Annotated in this window: 14 protein-coding genes; 10 read left to right on the forward strand and 4 right to left on the reverse strand. The window is 72.7% G+C overall.

The genetic code is table 11. From position 1 onward, the window contains the following. Positions 1 to 7 precede the first annotated feature (7 nt). Together ACN27B_RS21030 and ACN27B_RS21035 are read right to left on the reverse strand one after the other, a co-directional pair. Positions 8 to 1,927 (reverse strand): helix-turn-helix domain-containing protein, encoded by a 1,920-nt coding sequence (locus ACN27B_RS21030; RefSeq protein WP_091578145.1) that lies wholly within the window; start codon positions 1,925 to 1,927, stop codon positions 8 to 10. A 14-nt stretch (positions 1,928 to 1,941) separates the two neighbouring features. After that, positions 1,942 to 2,724 carry a 3-hydroxybutyrate dehydrogenase gene (locus ACN27B_RS21035; RefSeq protein WP_099161563.1) on the reverse strand — a complete coding sequence of 261 codons (783 nt, stop codon included), beginning with the start codon at positions 2,722 to 2,724 and terminating at the stop codon, positions 1,942 to 1,944. 183 nt (positions 2,725 to 2,907) lie between these two features. Here ACN27B_RS21035 and ruvC point away from each other — a divergent pair, with 183 nt between their 5' ends. The 8 genes from ruvC to ACN27B_RS21075 all read left to right on the forward strand — a co-directional run bounded on the left by ruvC (position 2,908) and on the right by ACN27B_RS21075 (position 12,298). Next, entirely contained in the window at positions 2,908 to 3,435 is a 528-nt protein-coding gene (ruvC, locus tag ACN27B_RS21040; RefSeq protein ID WP_091578139.1) for a crossover junction endodeoxyribonuclease RuvC, read from the forward strand. Then, positions 3,432 to 4,034 carry a Holliday junction branch migration protein RuvA gene (gene ruvA / locus ACN27B_RS21045; protein ID WP_091578136.1) on the forward strand — a complete coding sequence of 201 codons (603 nt, stop codon included), beginning with the start codon at positions 3,432 to 3,434 and terminating at the stop codon, positions 4,032 to 4,034. The genes ruvC and ruvA overlap by 4 nt, the downstream gene beginning before the upstream one ends. Positions 4,035 to 4,047: 13 nt before the next feature. After that, entirely contained in the window at positions 4,048 to 5,112 is a 1,065-nt protein-coding gene (gene ruvB, locus ACN27B_RS21050; RefSeq protein ID WP_422741327.1) for a Holliday junction branch migration DNA helicase RuvB, read from the forward strand. A gap of 138 nt (positions 5,113 to 5,250) precedes the next feature. Next, entirely contained in the window at positions 5,251 to 5,595 is a 345-nt protein-coding gene (gene yajC, locus ACN27B_RS21055) for a preprotein translocase subunit YajC (protein WP_091578132.1), read from the forward strand. A gap of 224 nt (positions 5,596 to 5,819) precedes the next feature. Beyond that, positions 5,820 to 7,757 (forward strand): protein translocase subunit SecD, encoded by a 1,938-nt coding sequence (secD, locus tag ACN27B_RS21060; RefSeq protein WP_172967808.1) that lies wholly within the window; start codon positions 5,820 to 5,822, stop codon positions 7,755 to 7,757. A 1-nt stretch (position 7,758) separates the two neighbouring features. Further along, complete coding sequence (gene secF / locus ACN27B_RS21065; RefSeq protein ID WP_099161560.1) at positions 7,759 to 8,949, forward strand: protein translocase subunit SecF; 1,191 nt, start codon at positions 7,759 to 7,761, stop codon at positions 8,947 to 8,949. A 91-nt stretch (positions 8,950 to 9,040) separates the two neighbouring features. Beyond that, positions 9,041 to 9,607 carry an adenine phosphoribosyltransferase gene (locus ACN27B_RS21070; RefSeq protein WP_091583745.1) on the forward strand — a complete coding sequence of 189 codons (567 nt, stop codon included), beginning with the start codon at positions 9,041 to 9,043 and terminating at the stop codon, positions 9,605 to 9,607. Between the two features lie 252 nt (positions 9,608 to 9,859). After that, the gene (locus ACN27B_RS21075) at positions 9,860 to 12,298 is read left to right on the forward strand and encodes a RelA/SpoT family protein (RefSeq protein ID WP_172967999.1); all 2,439 of its coding nucleotides are present in this window, start codon (positions 9,860 to 9,862) and stop codon (positions 12,296 to 12,298) included. 73 nt (positions 12,299 to 12,371) lie between these two features. On the opposite strand, the gene ACN27B_RS21080 is transcribed toward ACN27B_RS21075, so the two are convergent. Beyond that, entirely contained in the window at positions 12,372 to 13,208 is an 837-nt protein-coding gene (locus tag ACN27B_RS21080; protein WP_099161559.1) for a peptidylprolyl isomerase, read from the reverse strand. A gap of 73 nt (positions 13,209 to 13,281) precedes the next feature. Then, the gene (locus ACN27B_RS21085; RefSeq protein ID WP_099161558.1) at positions 13,282 to 14,151 is read right to left on the reverse strand and encodes a peptidylprolyl isomerase; all 870 of its coding nucleotides are present in this window, start codon (positions 14,149 to 14,151) and stop codon (positions 13,282 to 13,284) included. A gap of 259 nt (positions 14,152 to 14,410) precedes the next feature. On the opposite strand from ACN27B_RS21085, the gene ACN27B_RS21090 reads away from it, so the two are divergent. Together ACN27B_RS21090 and hisS are read left to right on the forward strand one after the other, a co-directional pair. Continuing rightward, on the forward strand, positions 14,411 to 15,124 hold the full coding sequence (locus ACN27B_RS21090) for an MBL fold metallo-hydrolase (protein ID WP_099161557.1): 714 nt from the start codon (positions 14,411 to 14,413) through the stop codon (positions 15,122 to 15,124). A gap of 40 nt (positions 15,125 to 15,164) precedes the next feature. Beyond that, a complete protein-coding gene (gene hisS, locus ACN27B_RS21095) occupies positions 15,165 to 16,505 on the forward strand; it encodes a histidine--tRNA ligase (protein WP_099161556.1) in 1,341 nt (446 codons plus the stop codon). Positions 16,506 to 16,533: the final 28 nt, after the last annotated feature.

A 16,533-nucleotide genomic window follows, 5' to 3' on the forward strand; every position in this document is an offset into this window, starting at 1 on the left:
GGCCGGCTCAGCCGGCCGGGGTGCGCAACCGGTGCAGCCGCAACGCGAGCTGCACCTCCAGCGCCCGCTCCGGGCGCTGCCAGTCGGCGCCCAGCAACTGCCCGACCCGCTCCAGCCGCTGGGTCACCGTGTTCACGTGCACGTGCAGCTGCTCGGCCGCCCGGGCCAGGCTGCCGCCCACCCCGAAGTACGCCTCCAGCGTCTTCACCAGCGCGGTGCCGCGCCGGGCGTCGTAGTCGACCACCGGCCCCACCGTCGCGGTGAGGAACCGGGTCACGTCCCGGTCGCCGGAGTCGCCGACCGCGCCCAGCAGCAGCCCGACGAAACCCAGCTCCGCGGTGCTCGCCCCCTGCCCGGCCCGGCCCAGCGCGCCGAGCGCCGTCAGGCAGCGCTCCGCCTCGGCGAACGTGACCGCCAGCGACGCCGGACCGGTCGACGGCCCGCTCGCCCCGGCGGTCACCGGGCGGCCGGTCACCCGGGACAGGTCCCGGGCCACCGCGCGGGCCGCCCCGCCGGCGTCCTGGCCGGGCAGCATCAGCACCACCCGGCCGTCGCGCGCCGCGGCCAGCCCACCCCGGGTCGACGCGTACGTGGTGGCCCACGACAGCACCCGCTGCCGGGCCGAGCCGGTCTCGGCGAACGCGTCGTCGCCGACCGCCACCAGCACGTGCGGCGCGTCGAGGTCGACCCCGATCCGGCGGGCCCGGCTGCGCAACGCGTCGGTGTCCCGCAACGGCCGGGCGATCAGGTCGTCGAGCAGCTCACCCCGGACCCGACCCTCCGCCTCGGCCACCGTGCGGCGGAACAGCAGCAGCAACGCGGTCACCAGCGCCGCCCGCTCCAGGATCCGCTGGTCGGCGTCGACCAGCTCGTCGTCCGGGCGCAGCACCAGCGCGCCCAGGTTCTCCGCGCCGGCCACCACCGCGGCGTACCAGAGCGGGCCGCGCCGCACGCTGCGCCCCTCGGTCCGCGACGCGGCCACCGCCTCCACGATGTCCGCCCGGTCCGGCTCGGAGATCTCGCCGACCCGGGCCAGCCGCCGGCCCTCCGCGTCCAGCGCCAGCAGCGCCCCGCCGAGCACCTCGGTGACCGCCGCGGCCACGTCCTCCATCCCGCCGCCCCGCACGACCAACGCGGTCATCCGGTCGTGCGCGGCCGCGGCGCGCTCCACCGACGTGCTGTGCGCCTGGATCGTGCCGTTCGCCGCCGACAGCTCCTCCAGCGCCGCGCGGGTCTCGGCCAGCAGCCGGGCGGTGTCGATCGCCACCGCCGCGTGCGCGGCCAGGGAGACCAGCAGCGACACCTCCTCCCGGGCGAACGGCCGGGCCGAGCGGTTGGCCGCGTAGAGCACGCCGATCACGCTCGAACCGAGCCGCAGCGGCACGCCGAGGATGGCCACGAGACCCTCCTCGCCCACCCCGCCGTCGATCTCCCCGGTGTGCCGGAACCGCTCGTCCTCCGGGTAGTTCGCGGTGGCGTACGGGGTGCCGGTCTGCGCCACCAGCCCGCCCAGACCGTCGCCCATCTCCAGCCGCAGCCGCTGGAAGCGGGCCGAGATCGACCCGTCGGTGACCCGCATGTAGGTGTCGCCGCGCTCGTCGTCGTTGAGCGTCATGTAGGCCACGTCGGTGCCGAGCAGGATCCGCGCCCGGTGCACGATCGCCCGCAGCACGTCGTCCAGGTCGCGCAGGCCGGCCAGGTCGTTGGCGGTGTCGTACAGGCCGGACAGCTCGGTCTCCCGCCGGCGGCGGCGCTCCAGCAGCGCCCGCACCCGCAGCGCCACCACCTTCGCCTGCTCCAGCTCGGCCAGGCGGTCGGCGGGCAGGCCGGCGGCGCGCGCGGCGACCAGCGGGCCCTCGAACTCGACCGCGGCGGCCTCGCGCGCCAGCAGCTCCAGGAACTCGACCGGCGACGACATGACCGACATTGTGCGCGGCGCCACTAGTTCGCCGTCCAGCCCCCGTCGAGGGCGATCGACGCGCCGGTGAGGAACGCGGCGGGGGGCGCGCACAGGTACGCCACCAGCTCGGCCACCTCCTCCGGCTCGATCAGCCGCTTGATCGCCGCCCGGGCCAGCATGATCTTCTCCACCACCTCGTCCTCGCCGATGCCGTGACTGGCCGCCTGGTCGGCGATCTGGCTCTCCACCAGCGCGGTCCGCACGTACGCCGGGTTGATGCAGTTGGCCGTCACCCCGTGCGCCGCGCCCTCCAGGGCCACCACCTTCGACAGGCCCTCCAGCGCGTGCTTCGCCGACACGTACGCCGCCTTGTACGGCGACGCGCGCAGCCCGTGCACCGAGGAGATGTTCACGATCCGGCCCCAGCCGTTGGCGTACATCCGGGGCAGCGCCCGGCGGATCAGCAGGAACGGCGCCTCCACCATCACCCGCTGGATGTACTCGAACCGCTCCACCGGGAACTCCTGCACCGGCGCCACGTGCTGCAGGCCGGCGTTGTTCACCACGATGTCGGCGTCGACGTCGAGCCGGTCCACCGCCTCCGGGTCGGCCAGGTCGACCCCCTCGGCCCGGCCGCCCGCCTCGGCCGCCACCGCCTTCGCCGCCTCCACGTTGCGGTCCAGCACCACCACCGAGGCGCCGGCCGCCGCCAGGCGCAGGGCGCAGGCCCGTCCGATGCCGCTGCCACCACCGGTCACCAGGGCGTTGCGACCGGAGAGGTCGACGTGTACGACGTGGGGGACCGCCACGGGTTCTGCCGTCATGGCGCAAGAAGTTACGAGGCGTGTGGCCTCGGGCACATGGGGCGGCGACACATACTCGACCGCTTCAGTGTGTGGTGTGTTGCGCTCCGATCGCACCCGGCGTGTCCGGGCGTCCGGTCGTCGGAGCACACCAGTAGGGTGTGTCGAACACACGTACTGCTGACGGCTCGGGGAGGAGGCGGCGTGCGCGTGCTCGGCGTCGACCCGGGGCTGACCCGGTGCGGGGTCGGCGTGGTCGAGGGCGTCCCCGGTCGCCCGTGCACGCTGGTCGCCTACTACGTGGTCTACACCGACCCCGAGGACGACCTGCCGCTGCGCCTGCTGCACCTGGACCGGTCGCTCACCGACCTGGTCGCCGAGCACCGGCCGGACGCGGTCGCGGTGGAGCGCGTGTTCAGCCAGCACAACGTGCGCACGGTGATGGGCACCGCCCAGGCCAGCGGCATCGCGGTGCTCGCCGGCGCCCGGGCCGGGCTGCCGGTGACCACCTACACGCCGAGCGAGGTGAAGGCGGCGGTGACCGGTTCCGGTCAGGCCGACAAGGCGCAGATGACGGCCATGGTCACGAGGCTGCTTCGGCTCGCCGAGCCGCCTCGCCCGGCCGACGCCGCCGACGCCCTGGCGCTGGCCATCTGTCACGTCTGGCGCGGTGGCACCCGGTCCAAGCTGGCCGCCGCCGCCCAGCGGGCCCGACGAGGAGGGGCACGATGATCGCCAGCGTTCGCGGCACGGTGACCGCCACCGGTCCGGACCACGCGGTGGTGGAGGTGGGCGGCATCGGCCTGGCCGTGCAGTGCGCCCCCGGTACGCTCGCCGACCTGCGGGTCGGCCAGCCGGCCCGGCTGGCCACCAGCCTGGTGGTCCGGGAGGACTCGCTCACCCTCTACGGCTTCGCCGACGACGACGCGAAGCAGTTGTTCGAGTTGCTGCAAACCGCCAGCGGCGTGGGCCCCCGGCTGGCCCAGGCGGTGCTCGCGGTGCACACGCCGGACGCGGTCCGCAAGGCCATCGCCAACGCCGACACCGCCGCGCTGACCCGGGTGCCCGGGATCGGCAAGAAGGGCGCCGAGCGGCTCGTGCTGGAGCTGCGCGACCGGGTCGGTCCGGTGCCGGTCGGCCCCGACGGCGCGGCCGGGGTGACCGTCGGCGCCTGGCCGGAGCAGGTGCGTCAGGCGCTGGTCGGGCTCGGCTGGACGGCCGCGCAGGCCGACCAGGCGGTGGCCGCGGTGGCGGAGACCGTCGACGGCGAGACGCCGCCGGTGCCGGTCCTGCTCAAGCAGGCCATCCGTCTGCTGGGCCGCACCCGATGACGGGCCCGCGCGGATGACCGGCGACAACCTGGTCTCGGCGTACGTCAGCGACGCGGAGCGGGACGCCGAGGCCAGCGTCCGGCCGAAGCGGCTCGCCGAGTTCATCGCCCAGGACCGGGTGCGCGACCAGCTCGACCTGCTGTTGCAGGGCGCGATGCGGCGCGGCTCCCCACCGGACCACATTCTCCTGTCGGGGCCGCCCGGCCTCGGGAAGACCTCGCTGGCCAACATCGTCGCGGCGGAGCTGGGTGCGGGCATCCGGGTGACCAGCGGGCCGGCCATCGAGCGCTCCGGTGACCTGGCCGCGATCCTGACCAGCCTGGCCGAGGGCGACGTGCTCTTCATCGACGAGATCCACCGGATCGCCAAGCCGGCCGAGGAGCTGCTCTACAGCGCCATGGAGGACTTCCGGGTCGACGTGGTGGTCGGCAAGGGCCCCGGCGCCACCGCCATCCCGCTCGACGTGGAGCCGTTCACGCTGGTCGGCGCCACCACCCGCTCGGGTCTGCTAACGGGCCCGATGCGGGACCGGTTCGGCTTCGTCGCGCACCTCGACTTCTATTCGTCGGCCGACCTGGAGACGCTGCTGCACCGTTCCGCCCGGATCCTCGGCGTGCCGATCACCACCGACGGCGCGGCCGAGATCGCCGGCCGGTCCCGAGGCACGCCCCGGATCGCCAACCGGCTGCTGCGCCGGGTGCGCGACTACGCCGAGGTGCGGGCCGACGGTGTGGTGACGGTGGAGACGGCGCGGTCCGCGCTGACCGTCTACGACGTGGACGCGCTCGGCCTGGACCGGCTGGACCGGGCGGTGCTCACCGCGCTGGTCGACTCGTTCCGGGGCGGCCCGGTCGGGCTCTCCACCCTGGCGGTGGCCGTGGGGGAGCAGCCGGACACGGTCGAGGAGGTCTGCGAGCCGTTCCTGGTCCGGGCCGGGCTGCTGGCCCGGACCCCGCGGGGCCGGGTCGCGACGGCGGCTGCCTGGCATCATCTGGGGCGTACGCCCCCGAATGGTACATTTGGTGCGGACGCCCCGGCCGGGCCCGATCTGTTCTCGGTCCAGACCGATCAGCCGTGATCCGAACGTGATCTGTGCCGCATTCGGTGTTCTCAGGAGCAGGGACTAGACTTCGCCGCGGTCTGTACAGGACGTGAGAATCCGCCTCCGCTGCGGTGCCCTCCGGGGCCGGCGGGGGCCAACCGGAAGGTCGACACCGTGCTTTACGCAGCAGCGAGTGGCGGGGGAGCCGGCGGTCTGACGCCGATCCTCATGATCGCTCTGCTCTTCGTCGTCATGTACTTCATGATGATCCGTCCGCAGCAGAAGCGCCGCCGTGAGGCCGAGCAGATGCAGTCCGCCCTCTCCCCGGGCGACGAGGTGGTCACCATCGGCGGCCTGCACGGCACGGTCACCGTGGTCGAGGACGACACGGTCCTGCTGGAGGTCGCTCCCGGCGTGCAGACCCGCTACGCCCGCCCGGCCGTGGCCCGGGTGATCAAGCGGGCCGAGGCGCCGGCGGCCGAGACGATCAGCGAGGAAGCCGAGCCGGTCAAGGAGTGACCGCCCGCCCCGGACGGGGCAGCGGGGACACCCGCACAAGTGGATAGTTGGGTCGGCGTCGGACGCCGGCACGCGGGCAGGCCCGCGCGGCGCCCCCGCGTCGCGTCCGGGTCGGCGTGCCGTCCGCCGGGGCCGACCAGCCGGAGCAGTCGGGCGGACACCCCCGGCCCGACAGATGTCGCCGCCGCGGAAGCGGCGCGACCGTACAGGGAGACAGGACAGCCGTGGCACCACCTCAGGGACAGATGCGCCCCGGACGGCAGCTCGCCGTGCTCGGGTTCATCTTCGTCGTCCTCTATCTTTTGGTGTTCTTCTCGGGCGGCGCCAGCGGTGGCTGGAAGGACCGGCTGGAGCCCCGGCTCGGCCTGGACCTCATCGGCGGCACCCGGCTGACGCTCGAGGCCACCAACACGGTCGACGGCAAGCCGCCGACCGCCGGCAACCTCGAGGAGGCCCGCCAGATCATCGAGAGCCGGGTCAACGCCTACGGCGTGGCCGAGGCCGAGGTGGTCACCGAGGGCAACCGCAACATCGTCATCTCCCTGCCCGGCCAGAACCGTGACCTGACCGACGTCGGCAGCGCGGCCGAGCTGCGCTTCCGCAAGGTGCTCAAGGCCACCGACGGCAGCGGTGCGGCCCTTGCCCCGCCGCCGAGCCCGAGCGCCAGCCCGGCCCCGTCCGGCAGCGCCAGCCCCAAGCCGTCGGGCAGCGCGTCGGCGAAGCCGTCCGGCAGCGCCTCGCCGAAGGCGGGCACGAGCGCCAAGGCGACCGCCTCGCCGAGCGCCGGCGGGCAGGGCGGCATGGCCCCGGCGCCGAGCGCCAGCGCCACGCCGACCCCCTCGGCATCGCCGAGCGCCGCCGCGCCGAGCCCGAGCGCCAGTGCCGCCCCGGTGCCGCAGAGCGTCGAGCAGCAGCGCAAGGCCGTCGAGCAGAAGGTTGGCGCGGCCGCCTGGGGCGCCGCCTCCGGCCTGAAGGCCCCGGCCGACCTCGCGACCGACCCGTCGCTGGCCGACAAGCTCAAGCCGTTCGGCACGCTCTCCCCGCAGGAGATCGCGGTGCTGCCGGTGGACATGCAGTTCAACGTCCCCTCGATCACCTGCGCCCAGCTGGACAAGCGGCCCGCCGCGTCGATCAAGGACGAGAACCAGCAGGCGGTGGCCTGTGAGGCCGGCGCGAAGTACCTGCTCGACAAGGCCAAGGTGCTGGGCACCGACGTCGACGACGCGAACGCTGTGCTCGACCAGACCAGCCAGTGGGTGGTCAGCCTCAACTTCACCGGCAAGGGCCAGGAGAAGTGGACCGCGCTGACCCGCGAGGCGTTCACCAACGAGGGCCAGGCCTGCGACCAGACCGCGCTCGGCCAGGACGGCAAGTGCCGGGTCGCCGTGGTGCTGGACAACGAGATCGTGTCGTCGCCCGAGATCCAGGGCGTGCTGACCGGTGACTCGCAGATCACCGGCAGCTTCGACAACAAGTCGGCGAACGCGCTGGCCAGCCAGCTCCGCTACGGCGCGCTGCCGGTGACGTTCGAGCAGCAGGAGCAGCAGAACGTGACCGCGACGCTGGGCGACAGCCACCTCCAGGCGGGTCTGCTGGCGGCCGGCATCGGCATGCTGCTGGTCATCATCTACTCATTCTTCTACTACCGCCTGCTGGGCTCGGTGATCTTCCTCAGCCTGGTGCTCTCCGCGCTGCTGGTCTTCGGCGCGCTGGTGGTGCTCGGCCGGTCGATCGGCTTCACGCTGACGCTCGCCGGCATCGCCGGCATGATCGTCTCGCTCGGTGTGGCGGCGGACTCGTTCGTCATCTACTTCGAACGGCTCAAGGACGAGATCCGGGAGGGTCGCAGCCCACGCAGCGCGGTGCCGCGGGCCTGGATCCGGGCCCGCCGGACGATCATCTCGGCGAACGCCATCACGCTGATGTCGGCAGTGGTGCTCTACATCGTGTCGGTCGGCGCGGTGAAGGGCTTCGCCTTCGCGCTCGGCCTCGCGACCGTGCTGGACCTGGTCGTCGTGTTCCTCTTCCGCCACCCGATCATGACGATGTTCGCCCGCACCCGGGCGTTCCTGTCCCCGCGGGTCAGCGGTCTGGGTCGGGCGCTGCCGGCCCGGTCGGCCGAGTCGGGCACCGCCCGCAACCCGCGTGTCAAGGAGGCCTGAGATGGCTAAGAGTGGTCTGGCCGCCCGGCTCTACCGTGGCGAGGCCGATCTCAACATCGTCGGCCGGCGCAAGCTGTGGTTCGGCGTGGCCGGCGTGCTGGTGCTCATCGCGATCCTGAGCTTCGCGATCAGCGGCTTCAAGCTCGGCATCGAGTTCGCCGGCGGCAACTCGTTCCAGGTGCCGGCCAGCGTCGGCACGCTGGACCAGGCCGAGCGGACCGTCGACGAGGTGCTGGCCGACGAGGCGCCCGGCGTCGAGGTGGTCAGCGCGCAGAAGGTCGGCGGCACCAGCGGCGAGTTCTACGAGATGCGTTCCGGGCAGCTCACCGCGGAGCAGGCCAACGCGGCCAAGACCGCGATGGCCGAGAGGTTCGGCATCCAGGCCGACCAGATCAGCGGCAACCAGGTCTCCGAGGCCTGGGGCAGCCAGGTCACCTCGCGCGCGCTGCTCGGTCTGCTCATCTTCATCGCGGTGGTGTCGGTCTACCTGGTGCTGCGCTTCGAGTGGCGGATGGCGGTCGCCGCGATCGCCTCGCTGCTGACCAACCTGGTCCTCACCGCCGGCATCTACTCGCTGGTCGGCTTCGAGGTCACCCCGTCGACGATCATCGGCTTCCTCACCATCCTGGGCTTCGCGCTCTACGACGTGGTGGTGGTCTTCGACAAGGTGCAGGAGAACACGCGGGGCATCACCGCGAACAACAACCTCACCTACGGCGAGGCGTCCAACCTGGCACTCAACCAGAGCCTCATGCGCTCGCTGAACACCTCGGTGGTCGCGCTGCTGCCGGTCGGCGGCCTGCTCTTCATCGGCGCCGGCCTGCTCGGCGCGGGCACGCTGAAGGACCTCGGTCTGGTGCTCTTCGTCGGTATGGCGGTGGCGTTCCTGACCTCGATCCTGCTGGCCACCCCGCTGCTGGTGCTGCTGAAGAACCAGGACCCGCGGATCAGCGCCCACAACAAGCGGGTGCTCGCCCGCCGGGGGGCGCTCGCCCGCGGCGAGATCACCCCGAAGGGTGCGCCGCGCGCCGCGCCGGTCGGCGACGAGCCGATCGACCCGGAGGCGGCAGCGCTGGCCGGCGCCGCGCCCAAGGTCGGCGCCCGGCCGGCCGGCAAGCGTCCCAGCGGCGCCCGGGGCGGTCGCCCCGCCGGCGGCGGGGGCAACCGGCCCGGCGGCGCGAAGCGCCGCTGACCCGGACGGAATCGACCGGACGGCGTCCGTCATGCTGGTGTCACGGCATGACGGACGCCGTTCGTCGTTTCGAGAGGACATGGGACGCACCGTGACGGAGACCCACACCGCCGGCGTACGGGGAGACAGCGGCCCGGAGGTCGCCCAGCTGGTCGCGAGCCGGCTGCTCGACGTGCCGGACTTCCCCAAGCCGGGGGTCATGTTCAAGGACCTGATGCCGCTCTTCGCCGACGGTGTCGCGTTCCGCGAGGTGATCGACGGGATCATCGCCTACCACGGGCCGGACTCGTTCGACACCGTCGCCGGGATCGAGGCGCGCGGGTTCGTGCTGGCGGCGGCCGTCGCGTACGCCACCGGGGTCGGTGTGGTGCCGGTGCGCAAGGCCGGCAAGCTGCCCCGCGCGACCCACTCCGCCTCCTACGCGCTGGAGTACGGCGAGGCGACGCTGGAGGTGCACCAGGACGCGTTCACCGCCGGGCACCGGGTGCTGGTGCTCGACGACGTGCTGGCCACCGGCGGGACCGCCGAGGCCACCCTCGACCTGGTGGAGCGGGCCGGCGGCACGGTCTCCGGTTTCACCGTCCTGCTGGAGCTGGGCTTCCTCAAGGGCCGCGAACGGCTCGCCCCGCGTCCGGTCCATGCCCTGCTGACCGTTTGACCCGCCGGCCGGTCGGCGCGACCGGCTCGGACCGTCCGGCGGAGCGGCGGCGTACCCTGCGTACGGGTAGCATTGCCCTTTGCCTGACCGGGCGGGCGACCGTCCGGGGCGGCGAGCCGCCGGGGCCCGGCCCCGGTGACCGGCGCGGAACAACACCGACCCCCGGGTCGGTTGAACCAGACGTCGGCCGCACGGCCGACGCATCCCCGGCGAGCGGTGAGGAGGCCGGTGTCCCACGATGTCGTCCCTCCGGTGGAGGGCACGGTGCACCCGACAGGCGACGCGGACGGCTCGGTGACCGAGCGCAGCGGCAATCCTCCGGCCCGGGCGACCGGCGCCACCGGGGGCGTGCCCGACGCGACGGCCGACGGCGGCGCGGTCGTGGTGCCGTTCCCGACCGACGACCCCTCGACCAGCGGCGGGTTCGCCCTCTCCAACGCGCCGACCGGCCGTCGGGTACGCGCCCGGCTGGCCCGGTTCAACGCGCCCTGGCAGACCTCGCAGGTCAGCGAGGTGCTGGAGCCGCTGATCTCCACCCACCGGGACGCCCACCCCAAGGCCGACGCCCGGCTGCTGCAGCGCGCCTTCGACACGGCCGCGCGCTGGCACTCGGGTCAGTACCGCAAGTCCGGCGACCCGTACATCACCCACCCGCTCGCCGTGGCGACCATCCTGGCCAACCTGGGCATGGACACCACGACGCTGGTCGCGGCGCTGCTGCACGACACGATCGAGGACACCGAATACACGCTCGACGCGATGCGGGCCGACTTCGGCGGTGAGGTCGCGCTGCTGGTCGACGGCGTCACCAAGCTTGACAAGGTCAAGCTGGGCGACGCGGCCAAGGCGGAGACGATCCGCAAGATGGTCGTGGCCATGGCGAAGGACCCGCGGGTCCTGGTGATCAAGCTGGCCGACCGGCTGCACAACATGCGGACGCTGACCTTCCTGCCCCGCCCCAAGCAGGAGCAGAAGGCCAAGGAGACGCTGGAGATCCTCGCCCCGCTGGCGCACCGCCTCGGTATGAACACGATCAAGTGGGAGCTGGAGGATCTGGCCTTCGGCACGCTGTTCCCGAAGCGGTTCGAGGAGATCAACCGGCTGATCGGGGAGCACCAGCCGCAGCGCGAGGCGCTGCTGCGCCAGGTGACCCAGAAGGTGTCGACCGACCTGAAGGCCGCCAAGATCAAGGCGGAGACCACCGGCCGGCCGAAGCACCTCTACTCGATCTACCAGAAGATGATCGTGCGGGGGCGCGACTTCAACGACATCTACGACCTGGTGGGTGTGCGGATCCTGGTCGACACGGTGCGCGACTGCTACGCGGCGCTGGGGGTCATCCACGCCAACTGGCAGCCGGTGCCGGGCCGGTTCAAGGACTACATCGCCATGCCCAAGTTCAACATGTACCAGTCGTTGCACACGACGGTCATCGGGCCCACCGGCAAGCCGGTGGAGATGCAGATCCGCACCTACGCGATGCACCGCACCGCCGAGTTCGGCATCGCCGCGCACTGGAAGTACAAGGAGCACAAGGGCACCCCGGTGGTGGGCCCGCCGGCGCACATCGACGAGATGACCTGGCTGCGGCAGCTGCTGGACTGGCAGCGCGAGGCCGCCGACCCGAGCGAGTTCCTGGACGCGCTGCGCTTCGACCTGTCCAGCCAGGAGGTGTACGTCTTCACCCCCAAGGGTGACGTCATCCCGCTGCCGACCGGGTCGACGCCCGTCGACTTCGCGTACGCGGTGCACACCGAGGTCGGGCACAAGTGCATCGGGGCGCGGGTCAACGGCAAGCTGGTGCCCCTCGAATCGACGCTGTCCAACGGCGACGTGATCGAGATCTTCACGTCGAAGTCCGACACTGCCGGCCCGACGCAGGACTGGCTGGGCTTCGTCAAGAGCCCGCGCGCCCGCACCAAGATCCGCCAGTACTTCAACAAGGAGCGGCGCGAGGAGGCGATCGAGGCCGGCAAGGACGCGATCGTCAAGGCGATGCGCAAGCAGGGCATGCCGTTGCAGCGGATGCTCACCTCGGACGCGTTGATGGCGATCGCCCGGGACCTACACCTGGCCGACGTGGCCTCGCTCTACGCGGCGGTCGGCGACAGCCAGGTCTCCGCGCAGTCGGTGGTGCAGAAGCTGATGGCCTCCTACGGCGGCGAGGAGGGCGCGGCGGAGGACATCGCCGAGACCGCCGTCGCCACCCGGCCGCCGCGCAGCCGGCAGAGCAGCGCCGACCCGGGCGTGGTGGTCCGCGGCGTCAGCGACGTCTGGATCAAGCTGGCCCGGTGCTGCACGCCGGTGCCGCCGGACTCCGTGTTCGGCTTCGTCACCCGCTCCGGCGGGGTCAGCGTGCACCGCGACGACTGCGCCAACGCCGAGGACCTGCGCGCCCAGCCCGAGCGGGTGGTCGAGGTGAGCTGGAAGCTCACCTCCGCCTCCACGTTCCTGGTCGCCATCCAGGTGGAGGCGCTGGACCGGCACAAGCTGCTGGCCGACGTCACCCGGGTGCTCTCCGAGGAGCGGGTGAACATCCTCTCCGCCACCGTCACCACCACCCGGGACCGGGTGGCGGTCAGCCGGTTCAGCTTCGAGATGGCCGACCCGAAGCACCTCGGGCACCTGCTCGCCGCGGTGCGCAAGGTCGACGGCGTCTTCGACGCGTACCGGGTCACCTCGGGGGCCTGAGCCGCCCACCCCGCACGCGGAAGCGCCCGCCGGCTGATCCCAGCCGGCGGGCGCTTCGTCGTCGCGCGGGTGCTCAGCCCTGGATCGGGCTCAGGCTCACCTTGGTCATCACGATCTCCTTCTTCGGGTGACCGCCACCGGCCTGCTGGGCGAACGCGCCGTCGTCGCCGGCCGCCGCGACCTGCTTCACCACGTCCATCCCGCCGGTGATCGTGCCCAGCACCGTGTAGTTCGGATCGAGCTGCGAGTCGCCATACACGATGAAGAACTGGCTGCCGGTGCTGCCCGGCTGGCCGGAGTTGGCCATCGCGATCACGCCCTCCGGGTACGGCGGGCGCTTGTCGGTGGGGAGGTTCTCCTCGGCCAGGTTGTAGCCCGGCCCGCCGGTGCCGTCGGTGTCCCGCCAACCCTTGCCGGTCGCGCTGGGGTCGCCGCACTGGAGCACCTGGATGCCCTGGGTCACCAGGCGGTGGCACTTGGTGTTGTCGAAGAAGCCCTTGCTGGCCAGGTGGGTGAAGCTGCCCGCGGTGCAGGGCACCTTGGTGCGGTCCAGCTTGGCGGTGATCGGGCCCAGGTTCGTGTCGATCGTCATCGTCTGGCTGCCCTTGGCCGCCTGCTCCGCCGGCGGCAGCCCGACGTCCTTGATCTGCGCCGGCCGGCCCTCCTTCGGCACCTCGGTGTAGGCGCACTGGACGAAGCCGGCGGCGGTGCCGCCCTGCTTGTCGTCGTCATCGTCGCCGAGCGAGGTGGCGAGCCAGACGGTGCCGGCCACGACGAGCACCAGTACGGCCGCGGCGCCGACGATCGCCTGCGTCTGCCGGCGCTTGCGGGCCTTGCCGGCCCGCTCGGCCATCTCCCGTTCGAGCCGGGCCCGCGCCGCCGCGCGCTGGCGGTCTCTCGTGGACGTCACGGTCTCTCCTCACCTGCTGGGTATCGGGGGACGGCGCCGCGCGCCGTCGAGTCCTGGGTGGGTCAGCGTCGACTCAACCGGCGCTGGGGCTGCTCGCCGGCGCGCTGGACGCGGCCGGCGCGGCGTTCGGCTCGCCGACGGTGAGGCTCTGGATCACCACGTCCGTCTTCGGCTTGACCTTGGCGCCGCTGCCATTGTCCACGGTCGGGAGCGCGCCGATCTTCTCCACCACGTCGAGGCCGCCGGTGACCCTGCCGACCACGCTGTAGTCCGGCTTGGCCGGGTTGAAGTCCTTGAAGAAGATCAGGAACTGGCTGCCGTTGGTGCCGGGCGGGTTGCCGATCATGGCGACCGTGCCCTTCGGGTACGCCGGCGGCTGCCCCGGCGCCGGCGAGGCCGACGGGCTGGGCTCCGGCGCGGAGGGGACGTTCTCGTTGTAGAACGAGTAGGTCGGCCCGCCGATCCCGGTGCCGCTCGGGTCGCCGCAGCGCAGCGCGCCCTCGGTGGTGATCTCGTGGCACTTGGTGTCGTCGTAGAACGACCGGCTGGCCAGGTGGGCGAGGCTCGCCGCGCCGCACGGGGCGTCGGCCAGGTCCAGGCCGACCGTGATCGGCCCACCCTGGTTCGTGGTGATCGTCATCGACCGCGTGCCCTCGGTGGGCAGGTCCTTGGTGGCGGGCGTGCCGACGTCCTTGAGGTTGGTGTTCGCCGCGCCGTCCTGCGGGGTCCAGAGGCAGACGTCCGCGGCGGTCGGCTTCTCCGGATCGGAGTCGAACGCGCCGAGCGCCCAGGCCGAGCCGGCCACGATCAGCGCGAGCACCACCGCGGCGCCGACGCCGGCCTGGATCTGCCGGCGGCGCTTCGCGGCCGCGGCCCGCCGGGCGAGCTGCCGGTCGAGCTTGGCCCGCGCCAGTTTGCGCTGCCGGTCCCTGCTGGAAGCCACCGGTGCTCCCCTTCCTCTGCCTGATCGCCGCCGGCGTCGCCGACGTCGCCCGCCGTCCCGGTCGGGGTGCGCCACGCCACACGCCCGCCAGAGTGTACGGGTACCGACTGTGTATGTGGTGTACGAGGTCCCGCCTGCGTTTATCGGAAGGTGTCACTGGGACTGTTGGGGCAGGCGGGTCCGGTGGCGGGCGAAACCCGCTCGCCGGTGCGACTAGGCTGCTGGGCGAGGACGACGACCGGACGGAAAGGGGACGGACGTGCTCGTGGCCGGCTTTCCCGCGGACGCCTTCGGCACCAACTGCTATGTGGTGGCGACCGCTCCGGGGGAGCAGTGCGTGGTGGTCGACCCCGGCATCGGGGTGCTCGACCGGCTCGACGAGGTGCTCGCCGAGCACCGCCTGCACCCGGCCGCCGTGCTGCTCACCCACGGGCACCTGGACCACACGTTCTCGGTCGCGCCGGTCTGCGGGGCGCGCGGCATCGCCGCCTACGTCCACCCGGAGGACCGGGAGCTGCTGGCCGACCCGTCCAAGGCGCTCTCGATGGACCTCACCGCGCTCTTCGGCGGTCGCCTGCCCTACGCCGAGCCCGACGACGTGGCCGAGCTGACCGACGGCGCGACCCTGTCGCTGGCCGGGTTGGAGATCACCGTCGACCACGCCCCCGGCCATACCGGCGGGTCGGTGCTGTTCCGGATGCCCGGCGCCGGCTCGTCCTGGGAGGCCGACGAGATCTGCCTCTCCGGTGACGTGCTCTTCGCCGGCTCGATCGGGCGCACCGACCTGCCGGGCGGCAGCATGCCCCGCATGCTGGCCAGCCTCCGGGAGAAGGTCCTCCCGCTGGCCGACGACACCGTCGTCCTGCCCGGCCACGGTCCCGCGACCACCATCGGCCGCGAGCGCGCGACCAACCCCTACCTCGTCGAGGTGGCGGGGTCCGCGCGCCCGGCCGCGCCCACCCGAGGCCTCTAGACCGCACCCGCGCCCCGCGCGGGTTTCCAAGGAGTACGTCATGAGCAAGCCCACGCCCATCTCCGGCTTCCCCGAGTGGACGCCGGCCCAGCGGATGATCGAGCAGTTCGTGCTCGACCGGATCCGCGCCACGTTCGAGCTGTACGGCTTCGCGCCGCTGGAGACCCGCTCGGTGGAGCCGCTCGACCAGCTGCTGCGCAAGGGGGAAACCTCCAAGGAGGTCTACCTGCTGCGCCGGTTGCAGGCCGACGCCGACGGGCCGGCCGGCGACGACGCGCTCGGCCTGCACTTCGACCTGACCGTGCCGTTCGCCCGCTATGTGCTGGAGAACGCCGGCAAGCTGCAGTTCCCGTTCCGCCGCTACCAGATCCAGAAGGTGTGGCGGGGGGAGCGGCCGCAGGAGGGCCGCTACCGCGAGTTCCTCCAGGCCGACATCGACATCGTCGACCGGGACTCGCTGCCGGCGCACTACGAGGCCGAGATGCCGCTGGTGATCGGTGACGCGCTGCGGTCGCTGCCCATCCCGCCGGTGCGGATCCAGGTCAACAACCGCAAGATCTGCGAGGGCTTCTACCGGGGCATCGGGCTGACCGACCCGGAGGCGGCGCTGCGCGCCGTGGACAAGCTCGACAAGCTCGGCCCGGCGAAGGTGGCCGATCTGTTGGCCGAGACCGCCGGGGCGAGCGAGGCCCAGGCCAAGGCGTGCCTCGCGCTGGCCGAGATCTCCGCGCCGGACGCCTCGTTCGCCGACGCGGTGCGCGCCCTCGGGGTGAGCGATCCCCTGCTGGAGGAGGGCATCGCGGAGTTGACCGCGGTGGTGGAGACCGCCGCCGCGCACGCGCCCGGCCTCTGCGTCGCCGACCTGCGCATCGCCCGGGGCCTGGACTACTACACCGGCACGGTCTACGAGACGCAGATGATCGGCTACGAGCGGTTCGGCTCGATCTGCTCCGGCGGCCGCTACGACAACCTGGCCAGTGCGGGCAGTGTGCGGTTCCCCGGGGTGGGCATCTCGATCGGGGTGACCCGGATGCTCGGCCTGCTCTTCGGCGCCGAGGCGCTGTCGGTGTCCCGGTCGGTGCCGACGTGCGTGCTGGTCGCGGTCACCGCCGAGGAGGAACGGGCGGCCAGCGACGCGGTCGCGGCGGCGCTGCGGTCCCGGGGTGTGCCCACGGAGGTGTCGCCGTCCGCGGCGAAGTTCGGCAAGCAGATCCGGTACGCCGAGCGGCGGGGCATCCCGTACGTCTGGTTCCCCGGCGCGGACGGCGACGAGGTCAAGGACATCCGTTCCGGTGAGCAGGTGGCCGCGGCGGCGGGCGAGTGGACGCCGCCCCGGGCGGACCTCAAACCGCTGGTGGGTCCGGCCGGCACTGGCGCCTGACGACGTTTGGACCTACGGTGGCGTAAGT

Source organism: Micromonospora sp. WMMD754 (assembly GCF_049315235.1).
Lineage (GTDB): Bacteria > Actinomycetota > Actinomycetes > Mycobacteriales > Micromonosporaceae > Micromonospora > Micromonospora sediminicola.